This window comes from Pseudacidovorax sp. NFM-22, assembly GCF_021401245.1.
Classification (GTDB): domain Bacteria; phylum Pseudomonadota; class Gammaproteobacteria; order Burkholderiales; family Burkholderiaceae_C; genus Xenophilus.
On record NZ_JACBFY010000002.1, the window covers coordinates 702505 to 718033 of the forward strand.

The window sequence follows — 15529 nt, forward strand, 5'->3', positions numbered from 1 at the left end:
GGGCCCGCCGCGGGCCACCCCATTCATTCGAAGACAAGGAGACAACCCATGGCCACCCCCCGTTCGCTCGACGCCCGGCGCCCGCTGTTGCAGGCCGCGCTGGCCTTCGCCACCGCCTTCGCGCTGCCACCGGCCCTGGCGCAGGACAACCAGACGGTGCGCCTCGTCGTCGGCTATGCGGCCGGCGGCCCGGTGGACCAGGGCGCGCGCCTGGTGGCCGCGGCCCTCGCGCGCGAGCTGGGTGCGCCGGTGGTGGTGGAGAACAAGCCCGGCGCCAATGCCACCCTGGCCGGCGGCGAGGTGGTGCGCGCCCGGCCCGATGGCCTGACGCTCTTCTTCGCCGCCAGCCCCACCATCACCATCAGCCCCAACGTGATGGCGCGCATGCCCTTCGATCCGGCCCGCGACCTGACGCCCGTGGCGCCGGTGCTGAGCTACTACAACGTGCTGGTGGCCAACAACGACGAGCCCTTCAGGACCACGCGCGACCTGGTGGCCCATGCCAAGGCGCACCCGGGCAAGCTGAGCTACGGCTCGGCGGGGGTGGGCGGCTCCAACCACCTGGGCGTGCTGCTGTTCGCCAAGCGCAGCGGCATCGCGCTCAATCACATTCCCTACAAGGGCAATGCGCCGGCCATGACCGACCTGATCGGCGGCCAGATCGACATGATGATGGACATCATCAGCACCGCCAGCACCTACATCGCGGCGGGCAAGGTGCGCCCCATCGCCGTGACCTCGCCGCAGCGCAATGCCACGCTGCCGGACGTGCCCACGCTGGCCGAATCGGGCATCGCCGGGCTGGAGGGCTTCGACGTGGGCGGCTGGTACGGCATCTACGGACCGAAGGACCTGCCCGCGGCCAAGGTGGAAAGCCTCAACCGCGCCATCACCGCCACGCTGGCGCAGCCGGCCCTGGCCAGGCGCCTGAAGGAACTGGGCTACGACGAATGGACCGGCTCGCCGCAGAAGCTGGCCGAGCGCGCCGCGCAGGAACGGACCCTGTGGTCCACCGTCACCCAGGGCATCGTGGTCGACTGACATGGCCACACGCCTTCACCATGCCCTGGACCGCTGGCTGGCCAAAGCGCCGCAGCGGCCCTTCATCCACCTGCCCGACGGCCGCAGCCTGAGCTTCGCCGAGCTGGGCGCGCTGACCGATGTGGCCGAGGCCGAGCTGCGCGCGCTGGGCGTGCGGCCCGGCGACCGCGTGATGGTGGTGGCCGAGAACTGCCCCGAGCATGCGGCGCTGATCCTGGCCTGCAGCCGCGTCGGCGCCTGGTCCTGCGGCGTCAACGCCCGCATGGCGCCGGCCGAGGTGGAGGGCTTCGACGCCACCGCCGATGCCCGCGTCGTGTACTTCACGGGCCAGGCCAGCGACAGCGCCGCCGCCCATGCCACGCGGATGGGCGCCGTGCCGTCGGCCGTGCCCGGCCTGCATCGCAGCGCCGTGCGCCCCACCGCCCGGCCGGAGCCCGACCCCATGCCCGGCGAGCGCGGCGCGGTGGCCGCGCTCATCTTCACCTCGGGCACCACCGGCCGGCCCAAGGCCGTGATGCTCACCCACGACGCGCTGCTGCACTTCGCGCGGGTGTCGGGCGCCTCGCGCCGGCTGGGGCCCGAGGACCGCAGCTATGCCTTCGTGCCGATGACCCACATCTTCGGGCTGGGCACGGTGCTGATCAGTTCGCTGCTGGCCGGCGCGCAGCTGGTGATGCGGCCGCAGTTCGAGCCGCAGGACCTGCTGCAGGCGCTGGCGCACGAGGGCGTCTCGCAGCTGCAGGGGCCGCCCGCGCTGTTCTCGCGCCTGCTGGCCCACCTGGAGCACGCGGGCATCGCCCGGCCCGAGGCGCCGCACCTGCGCTACCTCTACACCGGCGCCGGGCCGCTGGACTTGGCGCTCAAGCGGCGCGTGGAAGCGGCCTTCGGCCAGGTGCTGCACCACGGCTATGGCCTGTCCGAGTACGCGGGCTCGGTGCACATCACCCGGCTGGGCGAGCAGCGCGACGACACCAGCGCCGGCCACCGCGTGGCCGAGGCCGAGCTGCAGGTGGTGGATGCGGCGACGGGCCGGCCGCTGCCGACGGGCGAGCGTGGCGAGCTGTGGATCCGCGGCCGCGGCCTGATGCCCGGCTACTTTCGCGACGCCGAGGCCACCGCGGCCGCGATGCGGCCGGGCGGCTGGTATGCCAGCGGCGACCTGGGCGAGCTGGCGGCGGACGGCGCGCTCTTCGTGGTCGGCCGGCTGAAGGAAATGATCATCCGCTCGGGCTTCAACGTGTACCCGGCGGAGGTGGAACTGGCGCTGAACACGCATCCCGCCGTGCAGCGCTCGGCCGTGGTCGGCTGCGCGGAGGACGACGGCAACGAGGCCATCGTGGCCTATGTGGAGCTGCGCCGCGGCGCGGCGCTCGACGCCGCCGCGCTGCAGGCCCACCTGCGCCCGCTGCTGGCGCCCTACAAGCGCCCGGCGCGCATCGTGGCGCTGGACGAGCTGCCCACCAACACCAACGGCAAGGTCCTGCGGCGCGTGCTGCGCGAATGGGCCGAGGCGCCGACGCCCTGAACAGGAAGGAGACATCGCCATGCCCATCGCCCCCGCCGATTCCACCCGCCGCCGCCTGCTGGCCGGTGGCCTGCTCGCCGGCGCCGCCTGGCCGTTCGGCGCCCTGGCCGCCGAGCCCTGGCCCAGCCGCCCCGTGCGCTTCATCGTGCCCTTCCCGCCCGGCGGGCCGGTGGACACCACGGCCCGCATCGCCAGCCAGCGGCTGTCGGAGATCTGGAAGACGCCCACCCTCATCGACAACCGCGCCGGTGCCGGCGGCACCGTGGGCGCCGCGGTCGCGGCCAAGGAGGCGCCCGACGGCTACAGCCTGTTCGTGGGCGCCATCCACCACGCGGTCAACCCGTCGCTCATGGGCAGGCTGCCCTACGACATCGAGAAGGAATTCGCGCCGGTGAGCTTCGCGGCGGTGTTCCCGGTGTTCGTGGTGGCGAATGCCGCGGTGCCCGCCAACACCATCGCCGAGCTGATCGCGCTGGCGAAGAAGCCGGGCAGCCAGCTGAGCTTCGGCTCCTCCGGCAACGGCGGCGGCACGCACCTGGCGGGCGAGCTGTTCAACATGGAGGCCGGCACGAAGCTGCTGCACGTGCCCTACAAGGGCAGCGCGCCGGCCATGAACGACCTGCTCGGCGGGCAGGTGCAGCTGATGTTCAGCGACGCACCGACGGCGCTGCCGCACATCCGCTCCGGCCGCATCAAGGTGCTGGCCGTGGCCAGTCCGCAGCGCTCGGCCATGCTGCCGGCGGTGCCGACGGTGGCCGAGTCCGGGCTGCCGGGCTACGAGGCCTATTCCTGGGCGGCGCTGTTCGCGCCGGCGCGCACGCCGCAGCCGGTGCTGGACCGCATCAACGCCGACTTCAACACCGCCTTCAACGACCCGGCCGTGCGCCAGCGGCTGCTGGAGGCCGGTGCCGAGGCCGACCCCGGCACGCAGGCGGCCCTGCGCCAGCGGCTGCACAGCGAGATGGCCAAGTGGGCCAAGGTCATCAAGACGGCCGGCATCACGGTGTCCTGACGCCATGTCCAGCACCCCCCTTTCCACCATGCACGTCGGCGCCGGCGCCCACTACCAGGCCGAGCTGGATGCCGGCCGCTTCTGCCTGCAGCACTGCCCGCAGTGCGGCCGCCATGTCTTCACGCCGCGCGAACTCTGCCCCCACTGCGGCGCGGCGCCGCTGCGCTGGGTGCGGGCGCGCGGCACCGGCGAGGTCCATTCGGCCAGCACGGTCCACCGCAAGGCGGAGGACGGCGGGCCGTACAACGTGTCGCTGATCGACCTCGACGAAGGCGTGCGCATGATGAGCCGCGTGGAAGGCATCGCGCCCGAGGCCGTGCGCATCGGCCAGCGGGTGAAGGCCCGCGTGGTGCAGCGCGAGGGCCGCGGGCTGGTGCTCTTCCATCCCGAGGAAGGCGGTGGCGCATGACGACGGCCGGACAACTCCCCCGCTCGGCGCTGGATGCCGCCGCCGCCAACCGCGGCCTGCGCGGCCGCGTCGCCATCGCCGGTGCCGCCACCTACGGCTGCGGCGAGTCGCCGGGCATGGACGACATGACGCTGCTGGTGCGCGCCGCCCATGCCGCGGTGGCCGACGCGGGCCTGACGATGCAGGACATCGACGGCCTGGCCACCTGCAGCGTGTCGGCCAGCATGTGGGCCATGCCGGTGATCGAGCACCTGGGCATCAACCCCAGCTACATCGACGGCACCATGCTGGGCGGCAGCAGCTTCATCGCCCACCTGCTGCCGGCCCTCCGCGCGCTGGAGGCCGGGCAGTGCCGGGCGGTGCTGGTGTGCTACGGCAGCGCGCAGCGCTCGGCCAGCTTCGGCCGGCGGGAGATGCAGGCCGCCCGGCGCTTCCTCGATCCGCAGCCCTTCGAGTTTCCCTATGAGCCGGTGCTGCCCGTGACCGCCTATGCGCTGGCCGCGGCGCGCCACATGCACGAGTTCGGCACCACGCGCACCCAGCTGGCCGAGGTGGCCGTGGCCGCCCGCGCCTGGGCCCAGCGCAACCCCGAAGCCTTCCGACGCGATCCGCTCACGGTGGACGACGTGCTGGCGGCCCGCCCCGTCGCCAGCCCGCTGGGCGTGCTCGACTGCTGCCTGGTGACCGACGGTGCCGGCGCGCTGGTGCTGGTGCGCGCCGACCGCGCGCGCGACCTGCCGCAGCCGCCGGTGTATGTGCTGGGCACGGCCACGGCGGTGTGGCACCGGCAGATCTCGTGCATGCCGGTGCTCACCACCACCGCCGCCGCGCAATCGGGCGCGCAGGCCTTCGCCATGGCGGGCCTGGGCCCGGCCGACATGGACATGGCCCAGCTCTACGACGCCTTCACCATCAACACCCTGCTGTTCCTGGAGGACCTGGGCTTCTGCGCCAAGGGCGAGGGCGGCCCCTTCGTGGAAGGCGGCGCCATCGCCCCGGGCGGGCGGCTGGCCGTCAACACCAACGGCGGCGGGCTGTCCTGCGTGCACCCGGGCATGTACGGCATCTTCGCCCTGGTCGAGGCCGTGCGGCAGCTGCGCGGCCAGGCCGGCCAGCGCCAGTTGGCGACGCACCGCACGGCCGTGGTCCACGGCAACGGCGGCACGCTCTCCAGCCAATCCACCGCCGTGCTGGGCACGGCCGACGCCCTGTAAGGAAGACCCATGATCCGCGATCCCCAGACCTTGGAGGCGCTGCTGGACAGCGTCCAACGCTTCGTGCGCGAGCGCCTCGTGCCCGCCGAAGACACCGTGGAGCGCACGGACAACGTGCCCGCCGACATCGTGCAGGACATGCGCGCGCTGGGCCTGTTCGGCCTGTCGATCCCCGAGCAGCACGGCGGGCTGGGCCTGACCATGGAAGAGGAGGCGCGGGTGCTGTTCGCGCTGTGCCAGACCTCGCCGGCCTTCCGCTCGGTGATCGGCACCAACGTGGGCATCGGCTCGCAGGGCATCCTGATCGACGGCACGCCCGAGCAGCAGCGCGACTGGCTGCCGCGGCTGGCCAGCGGCGAGCTGATCGCCTCCTTCGCGCTGACCGAGCCCGAGGCCGGCTCGGACGCCGCCTCGCTGCGCACCACCGCCATCCGCGACGGCGACCACTACGTGGTCAACGGCAGCAAGCGCTACATCACCAACGCGCCGCATGCGGGCATGTTCACGCTCATGGCCCGCACCGATCCGCAGGACAAGGGCGCGGGCGGCATCTCGGCCTTCATCGTCGACGCGCGCACGCCGGGCATCCGATTCGGCAAGCCCGACCGCAAGATGGGCCAGCGCGGCGCCCACACCTGTGACGTGCTCTTCGACGACGTGCGGGTGCCGGCCGCCAACCTGATCGGCGGCCGCGAGGGCCAGGGCTTCCGCACCGCCATGAAGGTGCTGGAGAAGGGCCGCATCCACATCGCGGCGGTGGCGGTGGGCCTGGCGCGGCGCATCCTGCGCGATGCGCTGGCCTATGCCATGGACCGCCGGCAGTTCGGCCAGCCGGTGGCCGACTTCCAGCTGGTGCAGGCCCTGCTGGCCGACAGCCAGGCCGAGCTGTTCGCCGCCGAGTCGATGACGCTGGAGGCCGCGCGTCGCCGCGACGACGGCCTGCCGGTGGCCATCGAGGCGTCGAGCGCCAAGATGTTCGCCACCGAGGCCTGCGGCCGCATCGCCGACCGCGCGGTGCAGATCCTGGGCGGTGCGGGCTACATGGCCGAGTACGGCATCGAGCGCTTCTACCGCGACGTGCGGCTGCTGCGCCTGTACGAGGGCACCACGCAGATCCAGCAGATCATCATCGCGCGGGCCATGGCGCGGGACGGGCGCGTGGCCTGAAGGAAGACCGCGACGCCGGCTGCCTCAGTCGGGGTCGAGCCGGCCCTGCGCGTCGGCCACCAGCAGCGCCACCAGCTCCTGCGCGAAGGCCGGCAGCGTCTCGCGCCGGCGCATGCAGATCTGCATCTCGCGCACCGACCACGCGTCCGACAGCGGCACGATGCCGATGGCCATGGCCTGCGCATGGCGGCTGGCGGCCGATTCGGGCAGCACGCCCACGCCCACGCCGGAGGCGATCATGCGGCAGGCGGTCTCGAAGTTACCCACCTGGATGCGCTGCTTGATGGGCTTGTGAAGCTGGTCGCTGGCCTGCCGCAGGAAGGCGTGGATGGCACTGGATTCGTGCAGGCCCACGTGGTCGAAGGCCAGCGTGTCGGCGAAGTCGATCTGCGCCTCGGCCTGCAGCGCATGGCCCTGCGGCACCACCAGCACCAGCCGGTCGCGGCGGTAGGGCAGCGTCTCCAGGTCCTCGGTGCGCACCAGGCCGGCCACGATGCCGATGTCGGTCTGGCCGTCCATCACCGCACGCACGATGTCGTGCGACAGGCGCTCGCGCAGGTCGATGTTGACGTCGGGGTTGCGCCGCAGGAAGTGCCGCAGCACCGGCGGCAGGAATTCGCTGAGCGAGGTGGTGTTGGCGAACACCCGCACATGGCCCTTGATGCCGCGCACGTATTCCTGCATGTCGCCGCGCAGGTGCTCGATCTGGCCCAGCACGGCGCGGGCATGCGTCACCAGCGCCTGGCCGGGCGGCGTGAGCGTCACGCCCTGGTTGGTGCGGAAGAGCAGCTTGGTGCCGATGCTCTCCTCCAGGTTCTTGATGCGGGTGCTGGCCGCGGGCAGCGAGATGAAGGACAGCTCCGCGCCGCGCGTCATGCTGTTGGCGTCGGCGATGTGCACCATCAGGCGCAGGTCCACCAGGTCGAAGTGCATGGCCATGGGCGGGCATTCTAGGAAGGGCGTTGGACGCGCCGGCCCCGCCCGCCTCGGTGGAAGCCCGCCTTCCACAAATGAGAAGCGGCCCGGCCGCCGCCGCCCGTAGCATGGGCCGGCGGCCTGCCCTGCGCCGTGGAGACAAGCCTGCGATGACCCTTGCCCCGACGCCTGCCCCCGAAGCGCCTGCCGGCGCGCTGTCGCACCTGCGGGTGCTGGACCTCTCGCGCGTGCTGGCCGGCCCCTGGTGCACGCAGAACCTGGCCGACCTGGGCGCCGACGTCATCAAGATCGAGAAGCCCGGCGAAGGCGACGACACCCGCCGCTGGGGACCGCCCTTCTTCGCCGACGCGACCGGCCAGCCCACCGACCAGGCCTGCTACTTCGCCGCCTGCAACCGCAACAAGCGCTCGGTCACGGTGGACATGGCCACCGCCGAGGGCCAGCAGCTGATCCGCGCGCTGGCGGCGCAGAGCGACGTGGTGGTGGAGAACTTCAAGACCGGCGGCTTGGCGCGCTACGGGCTCGACTACGCCAGCCTGTCGGCGCTGAACCCGCGGCTCGTCTACTGCTCGGTCACCGGCTTCGGCCACACCGGCCCCTATGCGCCGCGCGCCGGCTACGACCTGCTGGTGCAGGCCATGAGCGGCCTGATGAGCGTGACCGGCCGCCCGGACGACGCGCCCGGCGGCGGGCCGCTGCGGGTGGGCGTGGCGGTGATCGACCTGTTCACCGGCATGTACGCCACCACCGCCATCCTGGGCGCGCTGGAGGCGCGCCACCGCACCGGCCGCGGCCAGCACATCGACATGGCGCTGATGGACGTGGCCATGGCCGTGCTGGCCAACCAGGGTGCGGGCTACCTCAACAGCGGCCAGGTGCCGGGCCGCCTGGGCAACAGCCATCCCAGCGTGGTGCCCTACCAGGACTTCCCGACCGCCGACGGGCGCATGCTGCTGGCCATCGGCAACGACGGGCAGTTCGCCCGCTTCTGCACCGCCGCCGGCACCGGCTGGGCGCAGGAGCCGCGCTTTGCTACCAACGCGGCGCGGGTGGTGCACCGTGCGGCGCTGGTCCCGCGGATGGAAGCCGTGACGCGCCAGCGCCCCACGGCCGACTGGATCGCGCTGCTGGAGGACAAGGCCGTGCCCTGCGGGGCGATCAACGACATCGGCCAGGCCTTCGCCGACCCGCAGGCCCGGGCCCGCGGCCTCGCGGTGACGCAGCGTCGCTATGCCGAGGGGGAACGCCCGGACGGCGAGGCGGTGGACCGCGTGGTCACGGCCGCCAGCCCGCTGCGGTTGTCGGACACGCCGCCGACGCTGCGCCATGCGCCGCCGGCCCTGGGCCAGCACACCGACGCCGTGCTGGCCGAGCGCCTGGGCCTGGGCGCCGGGGACATCGCCAGGCTGCGCGCCCGCGGCGTGGTCTGAGCGCCTGGAAGAAGGCCGTTCAGCCCCACGCCCGTCAGTTCACCAAAGTCCTTTCGGGCTGAGCTTGTCGAAGCCTGGCGCAAGCCCTTCGACCCTTCGACAAGCGCAGGACAGGCCAGGCTCGGGGCCAGCGGGTCCACCGGCTGGCTGGGGCCGTTCAGCCTGCGGTGACCTGCGCCTCCAGCGCGTCGACGAACAGCGCCGGCACGTCGCAGCCGGTCTGGTCGTGGATCTCCTGGAAGCAGGTGGGGCTGGTGACGTTGATCTCGGTGAGCGAGCCGCCGATCACGTCCAGGCCGATCAGCAGCAGGCCGCGCGCGAAGAGCTTCGGGCCGATGGCCTCGGCGATGCGGCGGTCGTCGGCCGACAGCGGCTGGGCCACGCCCTTGCCGCCGGCCGCCAGGTTGCCGCGCACTTCCGTGCCCTGCGGGATGCGCGCCAGGCAGTAAGGCACCGGCTGGCCGGCGATCACCAGCACGCGCTTGTCGCCCTGGCTGATCTCGGGCACGAAGCGCTGGACCATGATCGTCTCGGCGCCGCCCTTGTTGAGCGTCTCGATGATGGAGCCGAGGTTCAGCGCGTCCTGCTTGACGCGGAAGATGCCCATGCCGCCCATGCCGTCCAGCGGCTTGAGGATGATGTCGCCGTGCTCCGCATGGAAGGCGCGCACCGCCGCGTCGCTGCGCGTGACCAGCGTGGGCGTGGTGAATTCCGGGAACTCCATGATCGCCAGCTTTTCCGGGTGGTCGCGCAGCGCCCGGGGCTTGTTGACCACGCGCGCGCCCTCGCGCTCGGCCTGCTCCAGCAGGTGGGTGGCGTAGATGTACTCGGCGTCGAAGGGCGGGTCCTTGCGCATGAGCACGGCGTCGAAGTCCTTCAGGGCCGCGCGCTCGCGCACGTCCACCGTGTACCAGTCCTTGGCATCGCCGGTCAGGGTGATGCGCAGCACCTCGGCCTCGACCGCGCCGCCGGAGCGCCAGCCCAGGTCCTGCGGCAGGCAGGCGGCGATGCGGTGGCCGCGGCGCTGGGCCTCGCGCATCATCGAGAAGGTGGTGTCCTTGTAGGTCTTGAACAGGTCGAGCGGATCGGCGACGAAGAGGAAGTTCATGATGGCTTGTGCGTGTTGTCGTGGCCGCCCTGGCGGGCGTCCAGCCTGATCTTGCAGGCAGGCGCGATGTCCTTGCCGGCGGGGGCCTTTGGCCGGCCGGCCCGCTGCACCAGCAGCGCGGCCGCGCCGGCCACCACGCCCCAGAAGGCCGAGCCGATGCCGAAGAGAGTCACGCCCGAAAGCGTGACCAGGAAGGTGATGAGCGCCGCCTCGCGGTGCGCCTCGTCGCGCAGGGCCGTGGCCAGCCCGCCGCCGATGGTGGACAGCAGCGCCAGCCCGGCGATGGCCGCCACCAGTTCCTTGGGAAAGGCGGTGAGCAGGCCCGCCACCGCCGCGCCGAAGCAGCCGATCAGCACGTAGATGAGGCCGCAGCACACGGCGGCGGTGTAGCGCTTGTGCGGGTCTTCATGCGCCTCGCGGCCCATGCAGATGGCGGCGGTGATGGCGCTCAGGTTGAGCGCATAGCCGCCGAAGGGCGCCAGCAGCAGCGTGGCCACACCGGTGAGCGTGATGAGCTTGCTGATGGGCATGTCGTAGCCGGCGGCGCGGATGGCGGCCACCCCCGGGAGGTTCTGCGAGGCCATGGTCACGACGAAGAGCGGCAGCGCCAGGCTGACGGCCGCCTGCCAGCCGAACTGCGGCATCGTGAAGACCGGCATGGCCAGCGTGAAATGCACCGTGCTCCACGCCAGTTGGCCGCGTACGGCCGCATAGGCGATGGCCACCGCCAGCGTCAGCGGCACGGCGTAGCGCGGCAGCCAGCGCTTGCCCGCCAGGTAGGTCGCCAGCATCAGCAGCACCAGCGGCAGCGCCGTCTGCGCCGCCGTGAAGGCCGACAGGCCGAAGCGCGCCAGCACGCCCGCCAGCAGGGCCGAGGCGATGGCCATGGGGATGCGGTTCATCACCCGCTCGAACCAGCCGGTGGCACCGGCCAGCGTGATGAGCGCGGCGCAGACGATGAAGGCGCCCACCGCCTCGCCCATCGAATAGCCCGCGCCGGCGGTGGCCAGCACGGCCGCGCCGGGCGTGCTCCAGGCCACCATCACTGGCTTGCGCAGCCACAGCGACGGGATGGCGGTGGCCAGGCCCATGCCGAGGCCCAGCGCCCACATCCAGGAGGCGATCTGGGCGGAATCGGCGCCGAAGGCCTGCGCGGCCTGGAACACGATGGCCACCGAACTGGTGAAGCCCACCAGCACGGCGACGAAGCCGGCGGTGAAGGCGGGCAGGTTGACATCCCGGAAGAAACGCATAGCCGGCGATTGTGCCGGGCGGGCGTCAGGGGCGCGGCGGGCGGCCCCCTCTCCCCCAACCCCTCTCCCGCGAGGGGAGAGGGGCGGACACGGGCACGTCCATGGGTCCCGCCACGCGGCATGGCCTGACTCCCTCTCCCCGCGGGAGAGGATGGGGAAAGGGGCGGACACGGGCACGCCCATGGGTTCCGCCACGCGGCACGGCTTGGCTCCCTCTCCCCGCGGGAGAGGATGGGGAAAGGGGTGGACACGGGCACGCCCATGGGTTCCGCCACGCTGCACGGCCCGGCACCCTCTCCCCTCGCGGGAGAGGGTGGGGGAGCGGGGGCAAAGGCGCCCACGACTCGACCCGGACCGCATGCGGCCCGACACTGCCTCATCCCGCCGGGCACGTGGCTTGCACGCGCCCACCCCTTTTCGTCCAAGCACCGAGCCCCCCATGACGACCACCGCCCCGCCCACCACCCCCGCCGAGATCGTGGACGAGTTCCTGCGACTCGTGATGATTCCCGACCCCGCCTCGGCCTCGCGCTACACCGCGCCGGACATCCGCATCCGCTTCACCGGCAACCGTCCGATGACGGCACCGGGCGACACCTCGGCCTTCAACGCCCAGCGCTACGCCTGGGTCAAGAAGAAGATCGAGCGCACCGAGCCGGTGGCCGGCGGCACCGAGGACGAGACCGTGGTCTACAGCCTGGGCACGCTCTACGGCGCCTGGCCCGACGGCACGGCCTTCGAGGGCAACCGCTACGTGGACCGCTACGTGGTGCGCCGCGGCCTGATCGTGCAGATGGACGTGTGGAACGACAGCGCCGAATGGCTGCTGGTGCGCGCCGGCCTGGCCACGCTGTGAGCCGACTGCCGATGACCGCACCGCACGACCCCGCCCGCACCCGCTGGCCCGAGCGCCTGCCCGGGCATGACCGCTTCGACTACCGGCCCATCACCCGCCGCCACGACTACGTCTGGCCCAATGGCGCGCGGCTGGCGGTGTACCTGGGCTTCAACATCGAGCACTTCGCCTTCGGCGACGGCCTGGGCGCCTGCATCGGCCCGGCCTCGCCGCATCCCGACGTGCTCAACCACGGCTGGCGCGAATACGGCAACCGCGTGGGGGCCTGGCGCTGCCTGGAGCTCTTCGACCAGCTGGGCCTGCCCACGGGCACGCTGATCAACACCGCCCTGTACGACCACTGCCCCGAACTCGTGCAGGCCTTCGCGGCCCGCGGCGACGAGCTGATCGGCCACGGCCACAGCAATGCCGAGCGCCAGGGCCAGCTGTCGGAGGACGAGGAACGCGCCCTGCTGCAGCGCTGCCGCGACCGCATCGCACGCGAGAGCGGCCAGGCGCCGGCCGGCTGGCTGTCGCCGTGGATCTCGGAGAGCCACCTCACGCCCGACCTGCTGGCCCAGACGGGCTACGGCTACACCCTCAACTGGTGCCACGACGACCAGCCCCTGCGCATGCGCACCCGCGGCGGCGGGCGGCTGTGGGCCGTGCCCTATCCGCAGGAGCTCAACGACATTCCCATGATCGTGGCGCGCCAGATGGACTCGCGGGCCTTCTGCGACATGGTGGTGGACAACTTCGAGGAGATGCTCACCCAGTCGCAGGCGCAGCCGCTGGTGATGGGCCTGGCGCTGCATCCGTACATCGTGGGCCAGCCCTACCGGCTGCGGCACCTGCGCGAGGTGCTGGGCCACCTGGCCCGTGCGCGCGACGAAGGCCGCGTGTGGTTCACCACGCCCGGCGCCATCGCGCGGCACATGGAGGCTGTGGCCGCGGATGCGCCGGCGGGGGCCTTCGACTGAAGGCCGGCCGGCGCGCCCGGGCGTTCAGACGACCGAGGCGGCGCCCGCTTCGGTCGGCCGGCTGGCCCGCGGATCGTCCGGCGCGGCGGTGACGATGCTCTTGAGCGGCGGATCGGCCGGGCGCAGCTTGGCGATGTCCGGCCGCGGCCGCGCCAGCACGGGCGTGGCGGCAAAGGCCTGCTCCATGGCCAGCGAAGCCGACAGCAGCGGCAGGTCGCCGCGGAAGGTGCCGGTCACCTGCAGGCCGAAGGGCATGCCGCGCTCGTCGCGGCCGCAGGGCAGGCTGATGGAGGGATGCGTGGTGAGCGTGACCACATAGGTCAGCGCCAGCCAGCGGTAGTAGTTCTCCTGCGGGCGGCCATCCACCTCGGCGGCATGCGGCAGCGTCCACGGGAAGGGCGAGACCGGCGTGGTGGGCGACAGCACCAGGTCGTAGCCCTCGAACACCTTCTGGAAGCGGTTGATGATGCGCGTCTGCTCGGTCTGGGCCCAGGCGCTGTCGAGCAGGCTCATGCGCACGCCCATCTCGTAGTTGGCGCGCGGGTTGGGGCCCAGGCTTTCGGGATTGCGCTCGTAGGTCTCGCGCATGCCCGCCACGAAGGCCTCGGCGCGCAGCACGTCGAAGCAGCGGTGCACCTCGCCCAGGTCGAAGCGGACCTCGTCGCAGGCGGCGAACAGGTGGCGCATGGCGGCCATCTTCTCGCGGAAGGCGCGGCGCACCACGGGGTCGACGTCGCAGCAGCCGAAGTCCTCGGTCCAGGCCACACGCAGGCGCGACAGGTCGGCCGTGCGCGGCGCCAGGAAGGCCATGGCGTCCAGCGGATGGCTGAGCGGATCGCCCGCATGCGGTCCGGCGGTGGCGGCCAGCTGCAGGCAGGCGTCGGCCACGCTGCGGCCCATGGGCCCGACCACCGAGATGGGCGACCAGCCCATCGGCTTGCGCACGCTGGGCACCACGCCGGGCGAGGGCCGCAGGCCCACCACGCCGCATTTGGCGGCCGGGATGCGCAGCGAGCCGCCGGTATCGGAGCCGGTGCACACCGGCAGCATGTCCAGCGCCAGCGCCGCGGCCGAGCCGCCGGAGGAACCGCCGGCGTTGAGGTTGGGGTCGAAGGGATTGCCCGTGGCGCCCCACACGGGGTTGCGGCTGTTGGCACCCGCGCCCATCTCGGGCACGTTGGTCTTGCCGGCCACGATGGCGCCGGCCGCGCGCAGGCGGCGCACCAGCTCGATGTCCTGCGCGGGCACATGGTTGCGCAGGCTGGGCGTGCCCGAGGTGGAGAGCAGGCCGGCGGTGGGCTCCAGGTCCTTCACGCCCAGCGGCAGGCCGTGCAGCAGCCCCAGCGGCTCGCCGCGCATCACGGCCTGCTCGGCGGCGCGGGCCTCGCCCCGCGCCCGCTCGAAGCAGGTGGCGGTGACGGCATTGACGAAGGGATTGACCTGCTCGATGCGCGCGATGCACGCCTCCAGCAGTTCGACGGGCGAGAGCTGGCGGGCGCCGATCAGGCGGCGCTGCTCGACGGCGGAGAGTTCGACGAGTCCGGCCATCAATCTGCCTTGATGTTGGCGCGCAGGGCGACGGCGCGCATCAGCGGGAGTTCGTTCTCGATCTGCTTCGCGGACGCGGCCTGGCCGGCGAAAGCGGGCTCGGCGCCCTGGGCCGCGAGCGCGGCCTTGGCATCGGGCGAGGCGACGATCTGTTCGATGGCCTTCTCCAGCCGCTCGCGCACCGGCGCGGGCGTGCCCTTGGGCGCGACCAGCATGATCCAGGTGTCGACGTTGATGTCCGGGTAGCCTGCCTCGGCGAAGGTGGGCACGTTCGGCAGCTGCGACGAGCGCTTGGCCGTGGTCACGGCGATGGCCTTGACCTTGCCGCCCTTGAGCTGCGGAATGGCCGCCGTGACCGTGTCCACCGAGAAGGGCACCTGGCCGCCGATCAGGTCGGTCATGGCCGGGGCGCTGCCCTTGTAGGGCACATGCAGCATCTTCGCGCCGACGGCGCCCAGGATGATCTCGCCCGCGAAGTGCGAGGTGGTGCCCGCGCCGAAGGAGGCGTACGAGTACTTCTCGGGCGAGGCCTTGGCGGCGGCGACGAACTCCTTCACCGTGTTGATGGGCACGTCCTTGTTGGCCAGCAGCACCAGCGGGATGCGCGCCACGATGGCGATGGGGTCGTAGCTCTTGACCGGGTCGTAGGGCAGGTTGCTGCGGATGGCCGGGTTGGCCGTGAAGGTGGAGGGCGAGCCCAGCAGCAGCGTGTAGCCGTCCGCCGGCGCCTTGGCCACGTAGCCAGCGGCGATGGCCGTGCCGGCGCCCGGGCGGTTGTCCACCACCACCGGCTGGCCCAGGGCGGTCGAGATCCGCTGGCCCATCAGCCGGCCGATGACGTCGGCGCTGCCGCCGGGTGGGAAGGGGATCACCAGCGTGATCGGACGGTTGGGATAGTCCGGCTGCGCCATGGCGGGAAGCGCGCCGGCGGTGGCGGCCAGCGCGAGCAGGCCGCACACGGCGGCACGGCGGGACACCGAGTCAGGACGGAAAGCGGGTATGGACGCGAAGGTCATGGCGCAGGCCTTTCGGAAGACGATGGCCGCATGCTAGAAACGCACCTCCCGTGCA

General features: G+C 72.4%; 14 protein-coding genes. 9 read left to right on the top strand and 5 right to left on the bottom strand.

What is annotated here, in order from left to right:
- The first annotated feature begins 48 nt into the window (after window positions 1–48).
- The 6 genes from L0984_RS08820 to L0984_RS08845 are packed head-to-tail and all read left to right on the top strand — an operon-like array spanning window position 49 to window position 6368.
- Window positions 49–1041 (top strand): Bug family tripartite tricarboxylate transporter substrate binding protein, encoded by a 993-nt coding sequence (locus L0984_RS08820; RefSeq protein ID WP_234193328.1) that lies wholly within the window; start codon window positions 49–51, stop codon window positions 1039–1041.
- A gap of 1 nt (window position 1042) precedes the next feature.
- On the top strand, window positions 1043–2566 hold the full coding sequence (locus L0984_RS08825; RefSeq protein ID WP_234193329.1) for a class I adenylate-forming enzyme family protein: 1524 nt from the start codon (window positions 1043–1045) through the stop codon (window positions 2564–2566).
- Between the two features lie 19 nt (window positions 2567–2585).
- On the top strand, window positions 2586–3578 hold the full coding sequence (locus L0984_RS08830) for a tripartite tricarboxylate transporter substrate binding protein (RefSeq protein ID WP_234193330.1): 993 nt from the start codon (window positions 2586–2588) through the stop codon (window positions 3576–3578).
- A 28-nt stretch (window positions 3579–3606) separates the two neighbouring features.
- Window positions 3607–3987 (top strand): Zn-ribbon domain-containing OB-fold protein, encoded by a 381-nt coding sequence (locus L0984_RS08835; protein ID WP_234193728.1) that lies wholly within the window; start codon window positions 3607–3609, stop codon window positions 3985–3987.
- The gene (locus L0984_RS08840) at window positions 3984–5201 is read left to right on the top strand and encodes a thiolase (RefSeq protein WP_234193331.1); all 1218 of its coding nucleotides are present in this window, start codon (window positions 3984–3986) and stop codon (window positions 5199–5201) included. Before L0984_RS08835 ends, L0984_RS08840 begins: the two co-directional genes overlap by 4 nt.
- Window positions 5202–5210: 9 nt before the next feature.
- Complete coding sequence (locus tag L0984_RS08845; protein ID WP_234193332.1) at window positions 5211–6368, top strand: acyl-CoA dehydrogenase family protein; 1158 nt, start codon at window positions 5211–5213, stop codon at window positions 6366–6368.
- A 24-nt stretch (window positions 6369–6392) separates the two neighbouring features.
- Here the strand turns inward: L0984_RS08845 and L0984_RS08850 are convergent, their stop codons facing one another.
- Entirely contained in the window at window positions 6393–7307 is a 915-nt protein-coding gene (locus L0984_RS08850; RefSeq protein WP_234193333.1) for a LysR family transcriptional regulator, read from the bottom strand.
- 146 nt (window positions 7308–7453) lie between these two features.
- On the opposite strand from L0984_RS08850, the gene L0984_RS08855 reads away from it, so the two are divergent.
- Complete coding sequence (locus L0984_RS08855; RefSeq protein ID WP_234193334.1) at window positions 7454–8734, top strand: CaiB/BaiF CoA transferase family protein; 1281 nt, start codon at window positions 7454–7456, stop codon at window positions 8732–8734.
- A gap of 157 nt (window positions 8735–8891) precedes the next feature.
- Here the strand turns inward: L0984_RS08855 and gshB are convergent, their stop codons facing one another.
- Together gshB and L0984_RS08865 are read right to left on the bottom strand one after the other, a co-directional pair.
- Window positions 8892–9842 (bottom strand): glutathione synthase, encoded by a 951-nt coding sequence (gshB, locus tag L0984_RS08860; RefSeq protein WP_234193335.1) that lies wholly within the window; start codon window positions 9840–9842, stop codon window positions 8892–8894.
- Entirely contained in the window at window positions 9839–11095 is a 1257-nt protein-coding gene (locus tag L0984_RS08865) for a benzoate/H(+) symporter BenE family transporter (RefSeq protein WP_234193336.1), read from the bottom strand. Before L0984_RS08865 ends, gshB begins: the two co-directional genes overlap by 4 nt.
- 439 nt (window positions 11096–11534) lie before the next feature.
- On the opposite strand from L0984_RS08865, the gene L0984_RS08870 reads away from it, so the two are divergent.
- Both L0984_RS08870 and L0984_RS08875 read left to right on the top strand, forming a co-directional pair.
- Complete coding sequence (locus tag L0984_RS08870; protein ID WP_234193338.1) at window positions 11535–11951, top strand: nuclear transport factor 2 family protein; 417 nt, start codon at window positions 11535–11537, stop codon at window positions 11949–11951.
- Between the two features lie 11 nt (window positions 11952–11962).
- Complete coding sequence (locus tag L0984_RS08875; RefSeq protein WP_234193339.1) at window positions 11963–12910, top strand: polysaccharide deacetylase family protein; 948 nt, start codon at window positions 11963–11965, stop codon at window positions 12908–12910.
- A 24-nt stretch (window positions 12911–12934) separates the two neighbouring features.
- Here the strand turns inward: L0984_RS08875 and L0984_RS08880 are convergent, their stop codons facing one another.
- Window positions 12935–14458 carry an amidase gene (locus L0984_RS08880; RefSeq protein WP_234193340.1) on the bottom strand — a complete coding sequence of 508 codons (1524 nt, stop codon included), beginning with the start codon at window positions 14456–14458 and terminating at the stop codon, window positions 12935–12937.
- A complete protein-coding gene (locus L0984_RS08885) occupies window positions 14458–15474 on the bottom strand; it encodes a Bug family tripartite tricarboxylate transporter substrate binding protein (RefSeq protein ID WP_370645915.1) in 1017 nt (338 codons plus the stop codon). Before L0984_RS08885 ends, L0984_RS08880 begins: the two co-directional genes overlap by 1 nt.
- Window positions 15475–15529: the final 55 nt, after the last annotated feature.

Excerpts from the sequence above, each read along its gene's own strand:
- L0984_RS08820 (WP_234193328.1), top strand. The coding sequence starts at position 49 with ATGGCCACCCCCCGTTCGCTCGACGCCCGGCGCCCGCTGTTGCAGGCC.
- L0984_RS08825 (WP_234193329.1), top strand. The coding sequence starts at position 1,043 with ATGGCCACACGCCTTCACCATGCCCTGGACCGCTGGCTGGCCAAAGCG.
- L0984_RS08830 (WP_234193330.1), top strand. The coding sequence starts at position 2,586 with ATGCCCATCGCCCCCGCCGATTCCACCCGCCGCCGCCTGCTGGCCGGT.
- L0984_RS08835 (WP_234193728.1), top strand. The coding sequence starts at position 3,607 with ATGCACGTCGGCGCCGGCGCCCACTACCAGGCCGAGCTGGATGCCGGC.
- L0984_RS08840 (WP_234193331.1), top strand. The coding sequence starts at position 3,984 with ATGACGACGGCCGGACAACTCCCCCGCTCGGCGCTGGATGCCGCCGCC.
- L0984_RS08845 (WP_234193332.1), top strand. The coding sequence starts at position 5,211 with ATGATCCGCGATCCCCAGACCTTGGAGGCGCTGCTGGACAGCGTCCAA.
- L0984_RS08850 (WP_234193333.1), bottom strand. The coding sequence starts at position 7,307 with ATGGCCATGCACTTCGACCTGGTGGACCTGCGCCTGATGGTGCACATC.
- L0984_RS08855 (WP_234193334.1), top strand. The coding sequence starts at position 7,454 with ATGACCCTTGCCCCGACGCCTGCCCCCGAAGCGCCTGCCGGCGCGCTG.
- gshB (WP_234193335.1), bottom strand. The coding sequence starts at position 9,842 with ATGAACTTCCTCTTCGTCGCCGATCCGCTCGACCTGTTCAAGACCTAC.
- L0984_RS08865 (WP_234193336.1), bottom strand. The coding sequence starts at position 11,095 with ATGCGTTTCTTCCGGGATGTCAACCTGCCCGCCTTCACCGCCGGCTTC.
- L0984_RS08870 (WP_234193338.1), top strand. The coding sequence starts at position 11,535 with ATGACGACCACCGCCCCGCCCACCACCCCCGCCGAGATCGTGGACGAG.
- L0984_RS08875 (WP_234193339.1), top strand. The coding sequence starts at position 11,963 with ATGACCGCACCGCACGACCCCGCCCGCACCCGCTGGCCCGAGCGCCTG.
- L0984_RS08880 (WP_234193340.1), bottom strand. The coding sequence starts at position 14,458 with ATGGCCGGACTCGTCGAACTCTCCGCCGTCGAGCAGCGCCGCCTGATC.
- L0984_RS08885 (WP_370645915.1), bottom strand. The coding sequence starts at position 15,474 with ATGACCTTCGCGTCCATACCCGCTTTCCGTCCTGACTCGGTGTCCCGC.